The organism is Candidatus Ozemobacteraceae bacterium, assembly GCA_035373905.1.
Classification (GTDB): Bacteria; Muiribacteriota; Ozemobacteria; order Ozemobacterales; family Ozemobacteraceae; genus MWAR01.
The window spans coordinates 1-16,673 of record DAOSOK010000042.1 but is presented as its reverse complement, the minus strand read 5'-3'; the positions used below and the strand labels follow the sequence as shown (position 1 = coordinate 16,673).

Here is a 16,673-nt window from a genome sequence, read left to right as displayed (position 1 = left end):
CCACTATACACTGAAAGATCTTTGGCGATGCTACTTTTTCATATTGGGCACTGTTTTCAATAGCGTTTCGAAGCGGCGGAGGTCATCTTCGAGACTTTGAACCGAGGCGGCCCAGAACTCGACGGAGGTGAGGTCGACGCCGATGGCGCGCTTTGCGACGTTTTCGGCTGTGTCGCTGCCCGAGAGGCGCAGAAACTCCTTGTATTTCGGAAGGAAGGACGCCCCCTCGCGCCGAAGCATCGCATACATGCCGCGGCTGAGCAGAAAACCGAATGTATATGGAAAGTTATAGAACGTAATGTCGGTCAGGTAGAAGTGCAGTTTCGACGCCCAGAACAGCGGATCCTCGCCGCCTTCGCGCAGCACGTCGCCGAACACGCGCCGCTGCGTCGTCGTCATCAGTTCCTTGATGCGCGAGACGCCGACTTCGCCCTTCTGGCGCTCGTCGTGGAAGGCTTTTTCGAACTCGTAGCGCAGCGGGATATTCAGCAGGAACATGATGGCGTTACTGAGCTGGATGTTCAGCAATGACGCCTTCTGCGTATCCGGCACGGCTGGGTCGCTCAGCAGGCTGTCGGTCAGGATCAGTTCGGCGAACGTCGAGGCCGTCTCGGCCAGCGTCATCGGGTAGGCGCGCGAAAAGGCCCGCATGTTCTCCATCAGCTGGGAATGGAATGCGTGCCCCGACTCGTGGGCGAGCGTCTGCAGGTCGCCGAAACCGCCCTCGAACGTCATGAAGATGCGCTGCTCCTCGATGAGCGGCGAGCCCGTGCAGAAGGCGCCCGGCCGCCTGCCGGGGCGGGGCTCGGCGTCGACCCAGCGCTTCTCAAGGATGTGGAGCAGGAACTCGCCGAGCTCGGGAAAGGTGCGTGAGAAGGCCTTCGCCAGCATCTCGACGCCATCGGTCCACTCGTATTTCCGGTCGTCGGCGACGGGAAGCGGCGCCTCGATGTCGTACCAGGCGAGGCCCGGAAGCCCCAGTCTGGCGGATTTCACGCGCGCGAACCGGCTGCACAGGTCGCGGCCGCCCGCGGCCGCCTTCATCATCGCGTCGATCGTGGCCCGGGAAACGCGCGCCTGGAACAGGGCGACGTCGAGGTAGTGCTCGACGCCGCGGCGCGCGTTCAGCGTGAGCCGCGTGCCGGCGATATGGTTCAGGGCGGCGGCGCAGACGTCGGCGTAGGTTTCCCAGGCGGCGTTGCCGCCCTCGAACGCGGCGCGCCGGATACGCGGGTCCGGATCCTCCATCAGGGCCGTCCGCTGGGCCATCGATTTCATCTCGCGCCGGCCGTCCGGATACACCAGTTCGAACCGGAGTTTCCCGGCGATCGTGTTGTACAGCCTGCCCCACGAGGAAAACCCGTCGACGCCGAGGTCGGCGGCGAGGACTTCGAGCTCGGGACTCATCGTCCGGCGCGCATCTTCGCGTTGCCGGGTCAGATGGTAAGCGATCGGTGCCATGTCCTTCCGGCGAATGAAAGAGGTGAAGACAGGATCGGAGACGGTCTTGAGCGCGCGCTTCAGCTCCACGTCGAGCTTCTGAAGGGCAGCATCGACGAGGGCCAGTCGGCCAATTTCGCCCTGGACCGCTTCGTTCGCGGCATCGGTGGCGCCGAGGCAGTCGAGGTAGCAGAGAAAATGGGTGTACCTGACGTACAGGCTTTCATGAGTCCGGAAAATCTCGTCCCAGGTTTTGGCCGTCCGTGCGTTCAGTCCGGGGGTATGCGCGGCGCGATCAGTGAGAGCGGCGATATCGGCGGCGAGCGCGTCGCGGAACGCCGTCATCTCCGCGCTTCCGAATGACGGGAAGAACGGGGTCATATCCCAGTGCATGCTGTGACTCATGAATGCCTCCGGTGGCGGAAAAAGTGTGTACATGATTTTTTACTACGCCGGGGCGCGACAATTCAAGAAAAGATTCGCAAACAACCTGTTTGCAAGCCCATCTTGATATCTGCAGTACGAACGTCGGCTTCCGAGTTCCGTTCGTGCTGAACCTGTCGAAGCATGAACGGCCTCTCGCCCTTCAACAGGCTCAGGGCGAATAGGAGCTTCAGTTCAGCAGGAATCGATAGGGAAGGAAGGCGGTCAGGCCTTTTCCCGGAACCAGCACCAGAACAGCACGCTGGATGCGGTATACAGCACGAGCGTCGTGTACAGGCAGAACGGATAGCCCCGATGAATGATCAGGGTGCCGGAAAACGACATCACGATTCCCCAGGACAGGAACCACGAGATGCTTTCCGCCGCCGCCGCGCTCGCCCGGAGATGGGCGGGGACGAGCGCCATCATGAGCTGTTCCCTGATCGGGATGCCCATGTTCATGAAGGCACCGCGGAACAGGAAGCAGCCGGCACAGACCAGGAACTCGTGCGTGTGGGCCATGACGAGCATGAACGGCAGTGACGCCAGTTGGGTGAGCGTGACGCCGGCGGCGAGCCCCACGCGGCGCGTCATGAGGGGCGAGAGGGCCCCGCCGATCGCCGTCGTCAGCTGGGAAAGCGCGAAGACGGTGCCGATCTCCGACACGCCGCTTCCGACCCAGTCGCGGAAATATAAATTAAAGTATGGAACGATCAGCCCTGCGCCGGCCCCCGTCAGGGCGGTCGTGACGACGTAGCGAAAGATCAGGGATCGGGGCGGAATCGGTTCCGGATGCATCCCGGACGTCGCGGCCTGGCTCGCGGGGTGGTGTCTGACCGGTTCCTTGAGCCTTCGCGAGAAGAACGCCGCGAGGACGGCGAAACCAGCGCCGACCTGGAGACACCGGCGCAGCCGCTCAGGCTCCGAGAGCGCCTCCATGAGTCCGAACCTGCCGGCGACGGCCGGCAACCAGCCGGCGAGCAGACCTGCGATGATGAACATCGTCAGCGTCAGGGTGAAATTCATGCTGAAGAGATACGACCGCTGGCGTCGCCGGCTGTGCTCGTGAAGATACGGCTGGACCGAGACCATCTGCCCGCCAGAGCCGATCCCCCACAGCGACGCCGCGACGACCAGGAGCCCGAACGATGTCGTCGAAGAGGCAAGGATGTACCCCGTGGCAAGAAGTATCACGCTCAATATATAACATGCCCTGCGCGACACGGTGTCGGCGAGACGTGCGAGCGGAACCGATGCCAGCGCCGCGCTCAGGGCCTGGATGGCGAGAATCCTGCCGATCGCGTCTTCCGCGTAGCCGGAGGACTTCAGATACAGGTTGAACAGCACGCTGAACATGCCGGTTCCGAGCGCGGCGAGACACTGCGCCGCCAGCATGTCGCGTATCGGCCGCGAGAAGGTCAGGGCAATGAGAACGTAGGTATTCATCCGCACTCCGGTGATGCGAAGATACGATACACCTCATTCTTCGGTTTTTCGACAGGCAGGTTCGAATTCGAAGGGCGCACGAGGTGGGTGTTGCGCTGAAAATCTGGTATACTTCCGCCGCTTGAACGGCGGTGCATCGGCTTGTATCTACTTCGCAAAACGGGAGAGCGAATGATGAAGATCCTTCTTCTTGCAGGCGGTTCCGGAACGAGACTTTGGCCGCTTTCACGGACCCTGTTTCCCAAACAGTTCCTGCGCATTCATCGCGGGGAGTCGCTGATGCGCCAGACTGCTGAGCGGTTTCTGCCCGTTGCGGGTTTTGAGGACATTGTTGTCATGACGGGAAGCGACTACAAGTTTTTCGTCAATTCGCAACTGCCGGAATGCCCTCATCTGATTCTCGAGCCCGCCATGCGGAATACCGCTCCGGCGATCGGGCTCGGCGTCAAATTTTGCCTCGACAAGATGGGTTGCAGCCGTGACGACGTCGTCCTCGTCACCCCTTCCGACCATCTCATCCAGCAGGGCGATGAGTTCATCAAGGCCGTCAGGACCGCCGAGGAAGCCGCAAAACAGGGCTTCATCGCGACGTTCGGCGTCGTGCCGTCGCGCCCCGAGACCGGATACGGATACATCCAATGCGAAAAGCAGCCGATACCCGGCTCTGCCAGCCACAAGGCGATCCGGTTCGTCGAGAAGCCTGACGAAGCGACGGCGAAGGCGTATATCGCCGAAGGCGGCTATTACTGGAACTCCGGCATGTTCGCCTTCAGCCTCGGAACCATGCTTGACGAGCTCGCCGCACTCGCCCCGGAGGTCGCCTCGCGGCTCGGCGTGACCTACGACGAGATTCTTCCCGCCTACAACGAGATGCCCGATATCTCGATCGATTACGCCGTGATGGAAAAATCGAAACGTGTCGTCACGATCCCGCTGCATGCCGCCTGGAACGATATCGGCTCCTGGGATTCCCTGTACGAGGTGCACGAGAAAGATGCGGCAGGGAACGTCTGCGAAGGCGACGTCATCGCCATCGACTCGAAGAACACGCTCGTCATGGGTGACAAGCGGCTTGTCGCGACGATCGGCCTCGAAGACTGCCTGGTCGTCGACACCGACGACGCCCTGCTCGTGGCCCGCCGTGGCGATTCCCAGCAGGTGCGGCAGGTCGTCAAACAATTGCGCGACGCCGGCCGCAAGGAAGCCACCGAGCACACGACGGGATATCGTCCGTGGGGCGAGTATGTCGTTCTTTCGGAAGGCGAGCGCCACAAGATCAAGCGAATCACGGTCGTGCCCGGCCAGCGGCTCAGCCTGCAGATGCATTATCACCGGTCGGAACACTGGGTCGTGGTGCGCGGAACCGCCCGCGTGACGATTGGCGATGAGGTGCGTTTCGTCCACGAGAACGAATCCGCCTACGTGCCCAAGTCGACGAAACATCGCCTGGAAAACCCGGGAAAAATACCACTCGAAATAATCGAGGTCCAGAATGGCGAATACCTCGAAGAAGACGATATCATCCGTTTTGGCGATATCTACGGGCGTTGATCGTTCCGACCTTCCTGCTTGGACAACCCCTCCCGGCATGTTCGATCGAACCTGCCGGGAGGAATTTTCAGGGGTGCTACTCACCTCTCTCAAATTAGACGGCAATCACGTGCATGCTCGATACCGTTCGTGCTGAGCCTGTCGAAGCACGAACAGCAACTTGCCGATGGTTTCTCATTTCGCCCTTCGACAGGCTCAGGACGAACGGTTGTTTTTCATTCTGCAGGACTCAATAAGGGGAGACACGCAGTGATTCGCTGTTCTTGTCGTTGGACTGCTCCAGCCGATGTCCGTGGCGAGCGAAGATAAAACCTCTCCGATACCGGATCGGAGAGGTTGATGAATTCGAGGATCAGCGGGCAGTGTCACCGGCTGCGGCCGGAGCGTCAGCGCCTTGAGACCCTTCGAGCCGGGTGCCGCTTTTCTCGTTGTTCGGAAGGGCGAGCGCGTTCAGAAGGAGAGTGAACTCGCCTGAACTCTTTTCGTTCGCGGTCTTGATGCGAAGCGTGCCGGTCGCGATGGGCTTGCCGTCCGCAACAGAAACGCCCAGCGTGATATGGCCGATCGGCGTCGCAAGCTCCTTTTCCTTCGCGTTGGGCTCCATGATGTCGGCCTCGAACTTCTCGGGCTCGGGGCTGATGATCTTGACGGGATACGCGTCGGCGCCGAACTCGAGCTTCGCCTTGAAGCTCGGCTTCGTCTCCTGGCCGGTCTGGAGATCCGTGAGCCGGATGACGTTCACGTGCAGCGTCGAAGGAATATACTCCTCGAGCGACTTCAGGGCGAAGCCGATGCCGACGAGATAAGGCGTTTCCTTCTGCTTCACCGACGACAGCTGCGTTTCGGCGAGCGCGCCGAGCGAACACCCGAGAACGAGACATACCGCGAGAAGAGCGATGAGACGATTGCGCATACCTGCCTCCTTTTTCAATCCATTTCTTCAAGTATACCGTTCCGACGTCTCCGACGCATTCCCTGCCCTTGACAGCGGTCAGAGAAAGTCGGCGACAAATGCCCCCGGCGAGAACACATATTGGGCCATTCCCGGGCCGGAAAGAAGGAGAGTCAGCTTGATGAACATCGGAATCAGGACATACCGGTCGATTCCCGACGCGAGCACCAGGATCAGAAGCAGCAGGCTGTAGGGGCGGACGGCATCGTAGGCATCGCGCGCCTTTTCCCCGCCGAGCCACATCACGACCTTCGACCCGTCGAGAGGCGGGATGGGCAGGAGATTGAACAGGAACAGCCCCATGTTCATCGTGAAGACTCTGAATATAAGTCGATATATATAATTGCCGGTGGGCGTCGTCATATACTGCAGGGCGGCCGAATTTTCGCCCGAAAAACGCATGACCAGCCCGAGAGCGATGCAGATCAGCAGGTTGCCGAGCGGCCCGGCGATCGAGACGATTCCGTATCCCTGGACCGGGTCTTTGAATCTCGTCGGGTCGACGATGACCGGCTTCCCCCAGCCGAACGCGAGCGGCGCCCCGGTCAGGGCGAGATACATGGGAAGCGCCGTTCCGATGGGATCGAGGTGCTCGATGGGATTGAGGCTGACCCGGCCTTCCTCGCGCGGCGTCGGATCGCCCAGCCGGTCGGCCGCAAACGCGTGGCAGAATTCGTGAAATCCGATGCCGATGATGAACGCCGGCAGATCGAGCGAAAGAACGTTGATGGGGTCAGGGGCATAGGCCATCTCTGGAAGGCACCTCCTGGTGATACGAGATTCAGTGTATCACGGTTCCTTCCTCGCGCGCGAGACGGCTTACAGCCTCGCGAAGCGCAGAGCGGCGATAGAAATCCAGCCGTTCATCCTGAGCTTGTCGAAGAGTGAACGGCTTTCGTGCTTCGACAGGCTCAGCACGAACGGCGACGTGATGGAATCCGGTTCCGAGTTTCTCTCTTGACAGGGGATGGGGTCTTCCCCCAATATGAGGCACCTTTTTTGGAGGATCTGACATGCCTCTTCCGGATTTTCGCGCTTTCTACGAAGAACATCCCGTCGTATTCGACGGCGCGATGGGCACGATGCTGTATGCCAAAGGCATCTACCTCAACCAGGTGTACGACGAACTGAACCTCTCGAACCCCAGCCTCGTCCAGCAGGTGCATCGCGAATACATCGACGCCGGGGCGATGGTCATCGAAACCAACACCTTCGGCGCGAACCGGTTCAAATTGACCCCCCATGGCCTCGCTGATAAGATCGAAGCCATCAACTTCCAGGGCGTCAAGATCGCGCGCCAGGTCGCCGGCGACAAGGTCTACGTCGCGGGCTCGATCGGACCGCTCGGCATCCGCCTCGAACCCTGGGGCAAGACCTCCGTGGAAGAGGCCGAAGAGGCTTTCTCCGAGCAGGTGAAAGGACTGCTTGCCGGCGGCGTCGACCTGTTCATCCTCGAGACGTTTTACGATCTGAACGAGATCCACCAGGCGATCCGCGCCGTGCGCAGGCTCACGGACAAACCGATCGTCGCCTCGATGACGATCAACGAGGATGGGAACGCTCTCTACGGAACCGCTCCCGACGTGTTTGCCCCGAAACTCGAGGGCTGGGGCGCCGACATCATCGGTCTCAACTGCTCCGTCGGCCCCAAGGCGATGTTCGATGCGATCGAGCGCATCCACCAGATCTGTCGCAAACCCCTCATCGTCCAGCCGAACGCCGGTATGCCGCGCTCCGTCGACGGACGCATGATCTATCTCTGCAACCCCGCCTACTTCGGCGAGTACGCGAAACGGTTCATCCAGGTCGGCGTCCGCTTCATCGGCGGCTGCTGCGGAACGACCCCCGAACATATCCGGTGGGTGCGCAATGCGGTGAAGGCCCTCGAGCCGCCTCAGCGCAAGATCGTCGTCGTGCCGGCTCAGGCCAGGGCGCCCGAGAGCGAACTTCCCGAAATCAAGGCCGTTCCCATCGAGGCGAAATCGCGGTTTGCCGAGAAGATTGCGCACGGCCGTTTCGTCGTCAGCGCCGAACTTACCCCGCCGAAGGGCTGCGATCCGGAAAAAACCGTCGATCTCGCCCGACAGCTGAAGGAAGCCGGCGTCGATGCGATCAATATTCCCGACGGCCCTCGCGCCTCGGCCCGCATGAGCCCGATGTCGCTTGCCGTGCTGATCGAGAAGAACGTCGGCATCGAGACCGTCCTCCATTACTGCTGTCGCGATCGCAACATTCTCGGCATACAGTCCGACCTGCTCGGTGCGCACGCGCTGGGCCTTCGCAACATCCTCTGCATTACCGGCGACCCGCCCAAGATGGGCAATTATCCCGAAGCGACGGCCGTTTTCGATATCGACTCGATCGGCCTCACGAACGTCGTGTTCCAGCTCAATCACGGCCGTGATCTCGGCGGCAACCCGATCGGCAAACCCTCGGCCCTGCTCATCGGCGTGGGGGCGAACCCCGGCGCCATCGATCTCGACCAGGAAATCCGCCGGTTCGAATGGAAGGTGGACGCCGGCGCCGAGTTCGCCATCACCCAGCCCGTCTTCGACCCAGCCCTGCTCGAACGCTTCCTCGAACGCATCTCGCACGTCCGAATCCCTGTTCTTGCCGGAATCTGGCCGCTGTCGAGCCTCAAGAACGCCGAGTTCATGAACAACGAGGTGCCGGGCGCCTCCGTTCCCGAGTCGATCATGGCCCGCATGCGTGCAGCCGCCACGCCCGAGGCCCAGCGTGAGGAGGGTATCAGCATCGCCATCGAGGCCCTCAGAAAGATCAGGCCGCTCGTTCAGGGGGTTCAGATCAGCGTCCCCTTCGGCCGCGTCGCGAACGTCATCCGCGTGCTCGAAGCCGTCGAGCGCTGACCTGCCCGAACCCCGAAAGGAACCGCCCGATGATCACTCCCGAACGATTCCTCGCTCACCTTCGCGAACGCATCCTCGTCTTCGACGGCGCGATGGGAACCAACCTCCAGCGCCAGCAGCTGACGACGGCGGATTTCGGCGGCTTCGACGGCTGCAACGAGGCGCTCAACCTCTTCGCGCCCCACGCCGTCCGGAAGGTGCACGCCGATTTCGTGGCCGCCGGCTGCCGCGCCGTCGAGACCAACACGTTCGGGGCCAACCGCCTCACGCTCGCGGAATACGGCCTCGAAAATAAAGTTGATGCTATAAACAAGGCCGCCGTTCGCATCGCCCGCGAGGCGCTCGAGACGGGCTGCCCCGGGGAACAACGCTTCGTCGCCGCCTCGATCGGCCCGACCTCCAGACTCCCGAGCCTCGGCCACATCGGTTTCGAGGAGATGGCCGCTATCTACGTCGAACAGGTGCGCAGCCTGTGGGACGCCGGTGCCGACATCTTCGTCGTCGAAACCTGCCAGGACCTCCTCCAAGTGAAGGCCGCCCTCAACGCCCTGGCGCGCCTGTTCCGCCAGGAAGGCGCCCGCCGCCCCGTCATGGTCTCGGTCACTCTCGAGGCCGCCGGCACGATGCTGATGGGAAGCGATATCGGGGCCGTCCAGTCCGTGCTCGAACCGTTCGGCATGATCGACGTGATCGGCATCAACTGCGCCACCGGGCCGCTCGAAATGATGCGCCACGTGAAGGTTCTGGCCGAATCGTCCGGCAAGGCCGTCTCCGTCATGCCCAACGCCGGCCTGCCCGAGAACGTCGACGGCAAACCGGTCTACCGCCTGCCGCCCGCCGAGTTCGGCGCCTTCCAGAAGCGGTTCGTCGAGGAATACGGCGTGAACGTCGTCGGCGGCTGCTGCGGAACGACCCCCGAACATCTCGCCGCCGTCGCCGCTGCCGTGGGCCCGATATCGCCTAAAAACCGCGATGTCAGGCCGGTTGCTTCGGCGGCCAGTATGTACGGCTCCGTCGGTTTCATCCAGGAGCCGCCCCCCTGCCTCGTTGGCGAGCGCACCAACGCCAACGGCTCCCGCATGTTCCGCGACCTCCTCCTCGCGAACGACTGGGAGGGCATGACCGCCATGGGCAAACAACAGGCCCGCGGTGGAGCCCATCTGATCGACCTCTCGACCGCCTACGTCGGCCGGAGCGAGATCACCGACATGTGCGAACTGGCGCCCCGCTTCGCCAAACAGGTGAAACTGCCGCTCATGATCGACTCGACCGACCCCGCCGTCATCGAGGCGGTCCTCCAGCGCCACGGCGGCCGCTGCGTCATCAACTCCGTCAACCTGGAGGACGGAGGCGTGAAGCTCCGCACGGTCGCCGGACTCGCCCGTGACTACGGTGCGGCTCTTATATGTCTTGCTATAGATGAAAAGGGCATGGCCCGGACCCTCGAACGGAAGCTCGCCGTCGTGCGTCGTCTCCACGACGTCCTCACCCGCGAATTCGGCCTGCGCGACGAGGATCTTGTCTTCGACACCCTCACGTTCACGGTCGGAAGCGGCGACCCCGAACTTCGCGCCTCCGCCCGCGAAACCCTCGATGCCGTGAAAGCCGTTTCGACCGAGTTCCCGCGCTGTTTCACGATTCTCGGCGTCAGCAACGTCTCGTTCGGCCTCGCTCCCGAAGCCCGCGAGGTGCTGAACAGCGTGTTCCTCTCCGAGGCCGTCGCGAATGGCCTGAAAATGGCGATCGTCAACCCCGCGGGAATTCTCCCGCCCTTCAAGATCCCTCCCCGCGAACGGGAACTCGCCCTGAACCTGCTTCACGACGCCTCCCGCGACGGTTCCGATCTCGGGGCATACATGCAGGCGTTCGCCGGCGCCGCCAAAACACGGGCCGGCCGTGCGGATACCGACCGGAACCGCACGCCCGCGGAGATGATTCGCGACAAGGTGCTCGACGGCGACCGCACCGGCATCGAGGCGATCCTCGACTCGATGCGCCATGAGATCGCCCCCGAAACGATCATCACCGATCACCTGATCGCGGCCATGCGCGAGGTCGGCGAACTGTTCGGGCGCGGCGAGATGCAGTTGCCCTTCGTCCTCCAGTCGGCCGAGATCGTACGCGCCGCCGTCGGCCTGCTCAAACCCCACCTCAGCCGCAAGGACGCCGGTCAGGGGCCCGCCATCATCCTCGCGACCGTCAGCGGCGACGTCCACGATATCGGAAAGAATCTCGTGAAAATCCTGTTCGAGAACAACGGGTACCGCGTCATCGACCTTGGTATAAAGGTCGATATAGATACGATGATCCGGGCGGCGCAGGAACACGGCGCCGACATCATCGGCATGAGCGGCCTGCTCGTGCGCTCGACTCAGATCATGAAGGAAAACCTCGAGGAGCTCCTCCGCCGCGGTCTGCGGCCCTCCGTGATCCTCGGCGGGGCGGCCCTGACGCGCGAGTATGTCGAGTCCGACCTCCGGACCATCTACGGAGAGCGCGTGCAATACGCCGCCGACGCCTTCGATGGCCTTCGCATCATGGACGGGATCGTCAAAGCCGGTGCCGCAGAGGCATCCGCTTCCGCCCCCGTCGTGAGCGCTGCGGCCCCGCGTCCAGGTCCGACGCCCGACCGCCCCGTGCCGATCCTGCACGGAACCCCCCGCCGATCCGTTCTCGAGTCGCCGACCGTCTGGTATCCCCCGTTCTTCGGGACCCGCCGCGTGACGCACTCCCTCGACTCGCTCCTTGAACGGCTCGACACCCGCGTCCTGTTCCAGGCCAGGTGGGGCTACAAACAGGGAAATCGTTCCGACTCCGAGTATGAAAAGCACCTCCGGGAAGAGGCGCAACCGGCCCTCGAAGCGACCGTCGCGGCGGCCCGCCGGGACGACCTGTTCCAGATCCGCGGCGTGTACGGCTTCTTTCGGTGCAGAGCCGCCGGAAACGAGCTCATGATCCTCGACGAGACCGGAAGAACGGAGGCCCTGTTCGCCTTCCCGCGCCAGGCGCACGAGCCGGGACTGTGCGTCGCCGACTTCTTTTCCTCGGCGCGGGAAGACGTGATCGTTCTCTGGGCCGCAACGGTCGGCCCACGGGTCGCCGAAAAAGAGGCCGGCCTGATGAAGGCGAAGAAGTATCGCGACTACCTGCACATCCACGGCCTCGGCGTCGAGCTGGCAGAGCGCGCGGCTGCGGCGACGGCAGAGCTGGCCGTGAAAGACCTGGCCGGACAGGCGGTGCCGCCGCGCGCGCTCCGCTTCTCGTTCGGTTTCCCGGCGTGTCCGAATCTCACGGCGCAGCGCGACGTCCTTCGCCTGCTGGAGGCCGACCGGATCGGCATCTCGTTGACGGAAACCTGCCAGATGGTTCCCGAACTCTCCGTCTCAGGCTTCCAGACGCTGCATCCCGATGCGCGCTACTTCCAGCCGTGACGTGCAGGAAATCTCACTTCCGGCGTCGTGACTGATTCCGGCGCGTTTCTCGCGGAAATCGCAGCAGGGGCATTGGGTCGACTCGCCAGGCTCGATGTCGAAACGTTCGCGATCCTCGGTCTTTCTCTGAAAATCGCGATCGTTGCGACGATCCTCGGTTTTCTCCTGGCGCTTCCCCTTGCCGGGCTGATCCACGCATGCCGCCCGCGCGTCCGCGCGATGATCCTGATCGCGATGCAAACCATGATCTCGGTGCCGACGGTGATCGTGGGGACCATCGTCTACCTCCTGCTGTCGCGCCGCGGACCGCTCGGGGGGCTCGAACTTTTGTACACGCCGGCCGCAATCGTCGCGGGCGATCTCCTTCTGGTTATTCCATTGTTGACGGTATTTATAGGATCCGCTCTCCAGCAGGTTCCGAGAGACTTCGTGGAAACCGCGAAAAATCTCGGCGCGAAGCCCTTTCAGCTCCTCTTTCTTCTCGCACTCGAGTGCCGCGGGGCGCTTGCCGTCGCCGTCTGCGTCGGCTTCGGCAGGGTGATATCCGAACTCGGCGCAGCCATGATCCTCGGCGGAAACATCAAGGGCTGTTCTCGCACCCTCACGACCGCGATGGCGCTCGAGATGGGAAAGGGCGAGACCGAACTCGCGATGGCCCTCGGGATGCTCCTCCTGCTTCTTGCGCTTGCGAACACCCTTGCCGTCCAGTATCTGCAGTACCGGATCTCCTGGCGCGGGCGGCGGCTCGTTCCGGAGACCACCCCGGTACCGCATGCGCCTTCAGATTGCCGGCGCGGCGCGGCATCGGACACGCGAAACGACCCGGACCGGGTGTTCCCGCAACTTCCGCCCGTCGAAATCCGCGGTTTATCGGTGCGGTTCGAGGAACGCATTCTGTTCGACAACCTCTCGGCAACGCTCGAGATGTCCGGCGGAACGGCCCTGATGGGCGCTTCCGGTTCGGGAAAATCGACGCTCCTCAGAATCATGGCCGGCCTCGCCTCGCCGGATGCAGGCGTCGTCGACCACGCATGGAAAACGCCGATTCTCACGTTTCAGCGGCCGTATCTGTTCGACGGAACGGTCCGCATGAATATCGAGTTTGGAATGCGAATCCGGGGCGTTCCCGCCGAAGAACGACGAGAACGCGCGGAACGGCTTGGAGAGACCCTCGGCCTGTTGCCCATGTTCGGCCAACCGGTGCGAAACCTGTCGGGAGGGGAAGCAGCCCGGGTCTCGCTCGGCAGGGCATTGGCCGTCCGGCCGGATCTCCTCCTGATCGATGAAGCTCTGTCACATCTCGACAGGATGACCCTTCGCCCCGTCATTCTTCTCCTCCGCGCCTTCATTGGAAACGGCGGCGCTCTCCTCCTCGTGACGCACGAAGAGTGGCTTGCCGACGAACTCTGCTCGAGAAAGATCCACCTTCGCCGGGGAACGCTGGAGCCCCATTCCTGAGTCGTGCCGCTGTCGGCGTCTGTTGCGCGCATGGCAGGTCCGAGAAATGTTGCGATGCCTCTCTTCCGCCCCCCCGGGGGGAATCGGGTACAATGCTTAGAAGAAAATCCGCTCCGTTCGTCAGGAGGTTGCACGTATGTTGTGGCGAAAATCGCTGATGGTATCCGCGCTGGTCGTGTTTTGTCTCGCTCCCGCCTGGGCCCAGAACCCATTCACCGGCAAGGTCGATTCGACGGCGATATCCAACGATATCCAGATTCCGACCTTCGAGCAGTCGAACGCCATCGGTCCCGAGCCGACACCGCCGGGTGACCCGCTCGCATCGGCAACCCCCGAAGCCCGAACGGCGCACGACACGGTCGAAAAGATCCTCGCCCAGCTCGAGGCCTATCTCAAAAGCGGAGATTACAAGCGTTCCGCCGAAGCCATCGCGTATCTGGACAAGCTGTGCAAAGATACGAAAACCGGGAAAACAACGAACCCGGGGCTTCTGAGCAAGATGGCGAAGGGCGGAGTGGCCGCCTCCAGCATGGATGCCATCCGAGGCCGCATCGCGTCTCTGAAAAACCAGTTGTATTCCGAAAGCGCTGCCAAGATGGTCGCCGCAGGCCGTCAGTTCGATGGATACAGCTCCAGAAGCGGACCAGGCGGTGGAAACGTTGCCTGTGCATGGCTTATGTCGAGAGTGTTGCGTGCTGCCGGCATGGTTCCCCAGGGATGGGAAGAACTGGTTGCGGTGAACCTCACCAGGCGCCTGATGAATGAGTTCGGCTGGGCGAAGGTTCCCTCGAACGGAAACCCTGATTCCGGAAAAATCCAGACAGCCCTGATGAAACCGGGTGACGTCATTTTCTGGAGCCCGAGTGACCACGTGGGCGTCTATCTTGGAAACGGCATGTGCATGTCGAACAGCTCCAGCGCGCATCACGGCGCGATCCATCCGGTTGCCGGCTACTATGACGGCTGGATTCCACGCTACGTGGTCCGTCCTCCCGGCGCATGACATTTGTATATCGCTAGCGATACTATCGCCGATCCGGAAGGCCGGGTCGGCGATTCTCTTTCTGCCTGAGACGCCGGCGGCGAATTCCGGCGGAGCGAAATAAGTTCGTCCGCTGCCGGAGACGTGATATGCTCCAGGGTATGGGTAAGAGAAGTTCCGTCGGGATGCATTTCGGCCAATGGATCCCTCCGGGCAGACGCCTCTACGGGAAGCGGATCATGCTCGCGCGGCTTTCCGCACGACAGGCGCCCGAACTCGAACGACTGCTCGAAACCAACCGCCGATGGCTGGCTCCCTGGATGCCGACCGTGCCGGAGGGATTCTCCGAGACCGACGTGCGCCGCAGCATCTTCCTGGAAAACCAGGAAGCAAAACGCGGTACGAGGCTCGATCTCGGCATTTTCCTGCGGGCCCCCGCGCCCGAACGCCTCAACGGCGGTGACGTCGGAACTCGTCGACGCGGAGATGCCTGTGGCCCGCTTGTCGGGCGAATAGCCCTTCATACGGTGCAGTGGGGCATAATACGTTCCGCGGGCGTTGGATACTGGATCGACCAGCGCCACGCCGGCAGGGGAATGATGACGGAAGCCCTCGCGACGCTCGTCTCGTTCGCCTTTGAAGAGGTTCGCCTGCACAGAATCTGGGCGGGTATTCAGCCGAAGAACCACCGCTCGAAGCACTTGGTGGAGCGTCTCGGGTTCATCCGGGAGGGCCTGCATCGCCGCGAACTCTTCATCGCTGGTTCCTGGCAGGACCAGATCCAGTATGCGATGCTCGAAGAGGAATACGACCGCCTTGCAGAGTCCTGGATAGCTCGAGGCTGGCTTGGTGTCTGACGTCCCGCCCGGTGGTCAGCTGTAAATAGCTTTATACAGCTCCTCGGCCTTGTCGACGCTGATTTTCTTCAGCCGGTCATACATCGACATGGCTTTGGTTTTTTCTCCGGCTTTGATGTAAACGAGCCCCAGCGTGTATAAAATATCCCGGTCTCCCTGTTTTAGTTCGGCGGCATATTCCAGGTGCTTGATGGCGAAGGGATAATTCTTCAGTTTGTAATAGGCGACGCCAACCTTCGAATTGATGCGGGCATCGTTCGGTTGTTTGTCGAGAGCTCGCAGGTAGCAGGCAAGGGCCACGGCGAAATTGCCCGATGTCAGCGCGGCGTTTCCTTGTTCGACGTCATTCTGGCATTCCTGGTCAGTCATCGAAGCTCCTCCGGATCATTGCAGGTGAGTTGGATAGAAATAAATGGTTTTCTGCTCGATGTCCACCCCCCAGTCGATACGAGCTTTCTGGGAAACGACGTCAAGCAGTTCGTCGAGGGTGATATCGCTCTCCTTGAGCGTGACCTTGAAGGGCGAGAGCGCGTCCATCCCCTTCACCGAGAACGCGTCTTCCGATTCCTTGCCATACACGCTGATGGCGTGTTCCAGAAGCGTGCGACCGTCGTAATTGTCGCACTCCCAAGTTTTCATGACCATGAAGATCGCCGAACTGGTGTCCTTCGGGAAAACCGGCAGCCCGGTTTTCGTCCCCGTCTGCGGCTGGTCGGCCATCGTCGGCGCCTGGCCGCTGATGACAATTTCGGCGTCCTCTCCGGGGGTGGAAATGACGATCGGAGGCTGATCCTGGTTGGGCTGGACTGCCGAAGAAGCGTTGCCGTCCGTCGACTTCGTTTCGGAGGGGAGGGGGATCAGGGATTCCGGGTCCGTCGTCGGCTTCACCTGCTGTCGGGGAGGCTGCCTGAGCGCCTGTTCCGTGGGAAGGCCGATCAGCGTTTCTGACAGAGGCTCGGCGACGGGAGTCGTTGCGGGGCTCGTTGCTGGCTCGGAAATGGCGGACGGAATGGCGAGAAGCTGCTCGTCATCCGAGGAGAAAGCAGGCGCGGACGATGTCAGCGTTCCGAGACAGAGGATAATGGCGAATGGGGCTTTGAGCAGTGTACGCATGTGTCTTCCCCCAGGACGGTATGTATGAATATCTTATACTCCAAGAAAGCTGGAAACATCAATAGGAACGTTCAGGAGGCATCTTTGGATTCGATGTGAAACTTTTTTTGAAAAAGGGTGTTGACTCGAAGACCCGAAGGTGTTACTATAGAC

Annotated in this window: 13 protein-coding genes; 7 read left to right on the top strand and 6 right to left on the bottom strand. The window is 61.9% G+C overall.

Annotated elements, in window-relative coordinates:
* Positions 1-30: 30 nt before the first annotated feature.
* Together PLU72_17185 and PLU72_17180 are read right to left on the bottom strand one after the other, a co-directional pair.
* Positions 31-1,845 carry a M3 family oligoendopeptidase gene (locus tag PLU72_17185; GenBank protein HOT29914.1) on the bottom strand — a complete coding sequence of 605 codons (1,815 nt, stop codon included), beginning with the start codon at positions 1,843-1,845 and terminating at the stop codon, positions 31-33.
* Positions 1,846-2,088: 243 nt separating this feature from the next.
* Positions 2,089-3,309 carry an MFS transporter gene (locus PLU72_17180; GenBank protein ID HOT29913.1) on the bottom strand — a complete coding sequence of 407 codons (1,221 nt, stop codon included), beginning with the start codon at positions 3,307-3,309 and terminating at the stop codon, positions 2,089-2,091.
* 174 nt (positions 3,310-3,483) lie between these two features.
* On the opposite strand from PLU72_17180, the gene PLU72_17175 reads away from it, so the two are divergent.
* A complete protein-coding gene (locus tag PLU72_17175; protein HOT29912.1) occupies positions 3,484-4,860 on the top strand; it encodes a mannose-1-phosphate guanylyltransferase/mannose-6-phosphate isomerase in 1,377 nt (458 codons plus the stop codon).
* A gap of 352 nt (positions 4,861-5,212) precedes the next feature.
* Here PLU72_17175 and PLU72_17170 read toward each other — a convergent pair whose 3' ends face one another.
* Entirely contained in the window at positions 5,213-5,773 is a 561-nt protein-coding gene (locus tag PLU72_17170; GenBank protein HOT29911.1) for a hypothetical protein, read from the bottom strand.
* A gap of 78 nt (positions 5,774-5,851) precedes the next feature.
* The gene (locus PLU72_17165) at positions 5,852-6,562 is read right to left on the bottom strand and encodes a site-2 protease family protein (protein ID HOT29910.1); all 711 of its coding nucleotides are present in this window, start codon (positions 6,560-6,562) and stop codon (positions 5,852-5,854) included.
* Positions 6,563-6,581: 19 nt separating this feature from the next.
* Between PLU72_17165 and PLU72_17160 the strand changes: the two genes are divergently transcribed.
* The 6 genes from PLU72_17160 (at position 6,582) to PLU72_17135 (ending at position 15,407) form a co-directional block, all read left to right on the top strand.
* Positions 6,582-6,773 (top strand): hypothetical protein, encoded by a 192-nt coding sequence (locus PLU72_17160; protein HOT29909.1) that lies wholly within the window; start codon positions 6,582-6,584, stop codon positions 6,771-6,773.
* A gap of 52 nt (positions 6,774-6,825) precedes the next feature.
* Positions 6,826-8,679, top strand: coding sequence for a bifunctional homocysteine S-methyltransferase/methylenetetrahydrofolate reductase (locus tag PLU72_17155; protein ID HOT29908.1), 1,854 nt, complete (start codon positions 6,826-6,828; stop codon positions 8,677-8,679).
* Positions 8,680-8,708: 29 nt separating this feature from the next.
* Positions 8,709-12,110 carry a methionine synthase gene (gene metH, locus PLU72_17150; GenBank protein HOT29907.1) on the top strand — a complete coding sequence of 1,134 codons (3,402 nt, stop codon included), beginning with the start codon at positions 8,709-8,711 and terminating at the stop codon, positions 12,108-12,110.
* A 27-nt stretch (positions 12,111-12,137) separates the two neighbouring features.
* Positions 12,138-13,568 (top strand): ABC transporter permease, encoded by a 1,431-nt coding sequence (locus PLU72_17145; protein HOT29906.1) that lies wholly within the window; start codon positions 12,138-12,140, stop codon positions 13,566-13,568.
* 136 nt (positions 13,569-13,704) lie between these two features.
* Complete coding sequence (locus tag PLU72_17140) at positions 13,705-14,571, top strand: NlpC/P60 family protein (protein ID HOT29905.1); 867 nt, start codon at positions 13,705-13,707, stop codon at positions 14,569-14,571.
* Between the two features lie 128 nt (positions 14,572-14,699).
* Positions 14,700-15,407, top strand: a complete 708-nt coding sequence (locus tag PLU72_17135; protein ID HOT29904.1) for a GNAT family protein — start codon at positions 14,700-14,702, stop codon at positions 15,405-15,407.
* Positions 15,408-15,422: 15 nt separating this feature from the next.
* Here the strand turns inward: PLU72_17135 and PLU72_17130 are convergent, their stop codons facing one another.
* Positions 15,423-15,776, bottom strand: a complete 354-nt coding sequence (locus PLU72_17130; protein ID HOT29903.1) for a tetratricopeptide repeat protein — start codon at positions 15,774-15,776, stop codon at positions 15,423-15,425.
* A gap of 15 nt (positions 15,777-15,791) precedes the next feature.
* Entirely contained in the window at positions 15,792-16,520 is a 729-nt protein-coding gene (locus PLU72_17125) for a hypothetical protein (protein HOT29902.1), read from the bottom strand.
* Between the last annotated feature and the right edge of the window lie 153 nt (positions 16,521-16,673).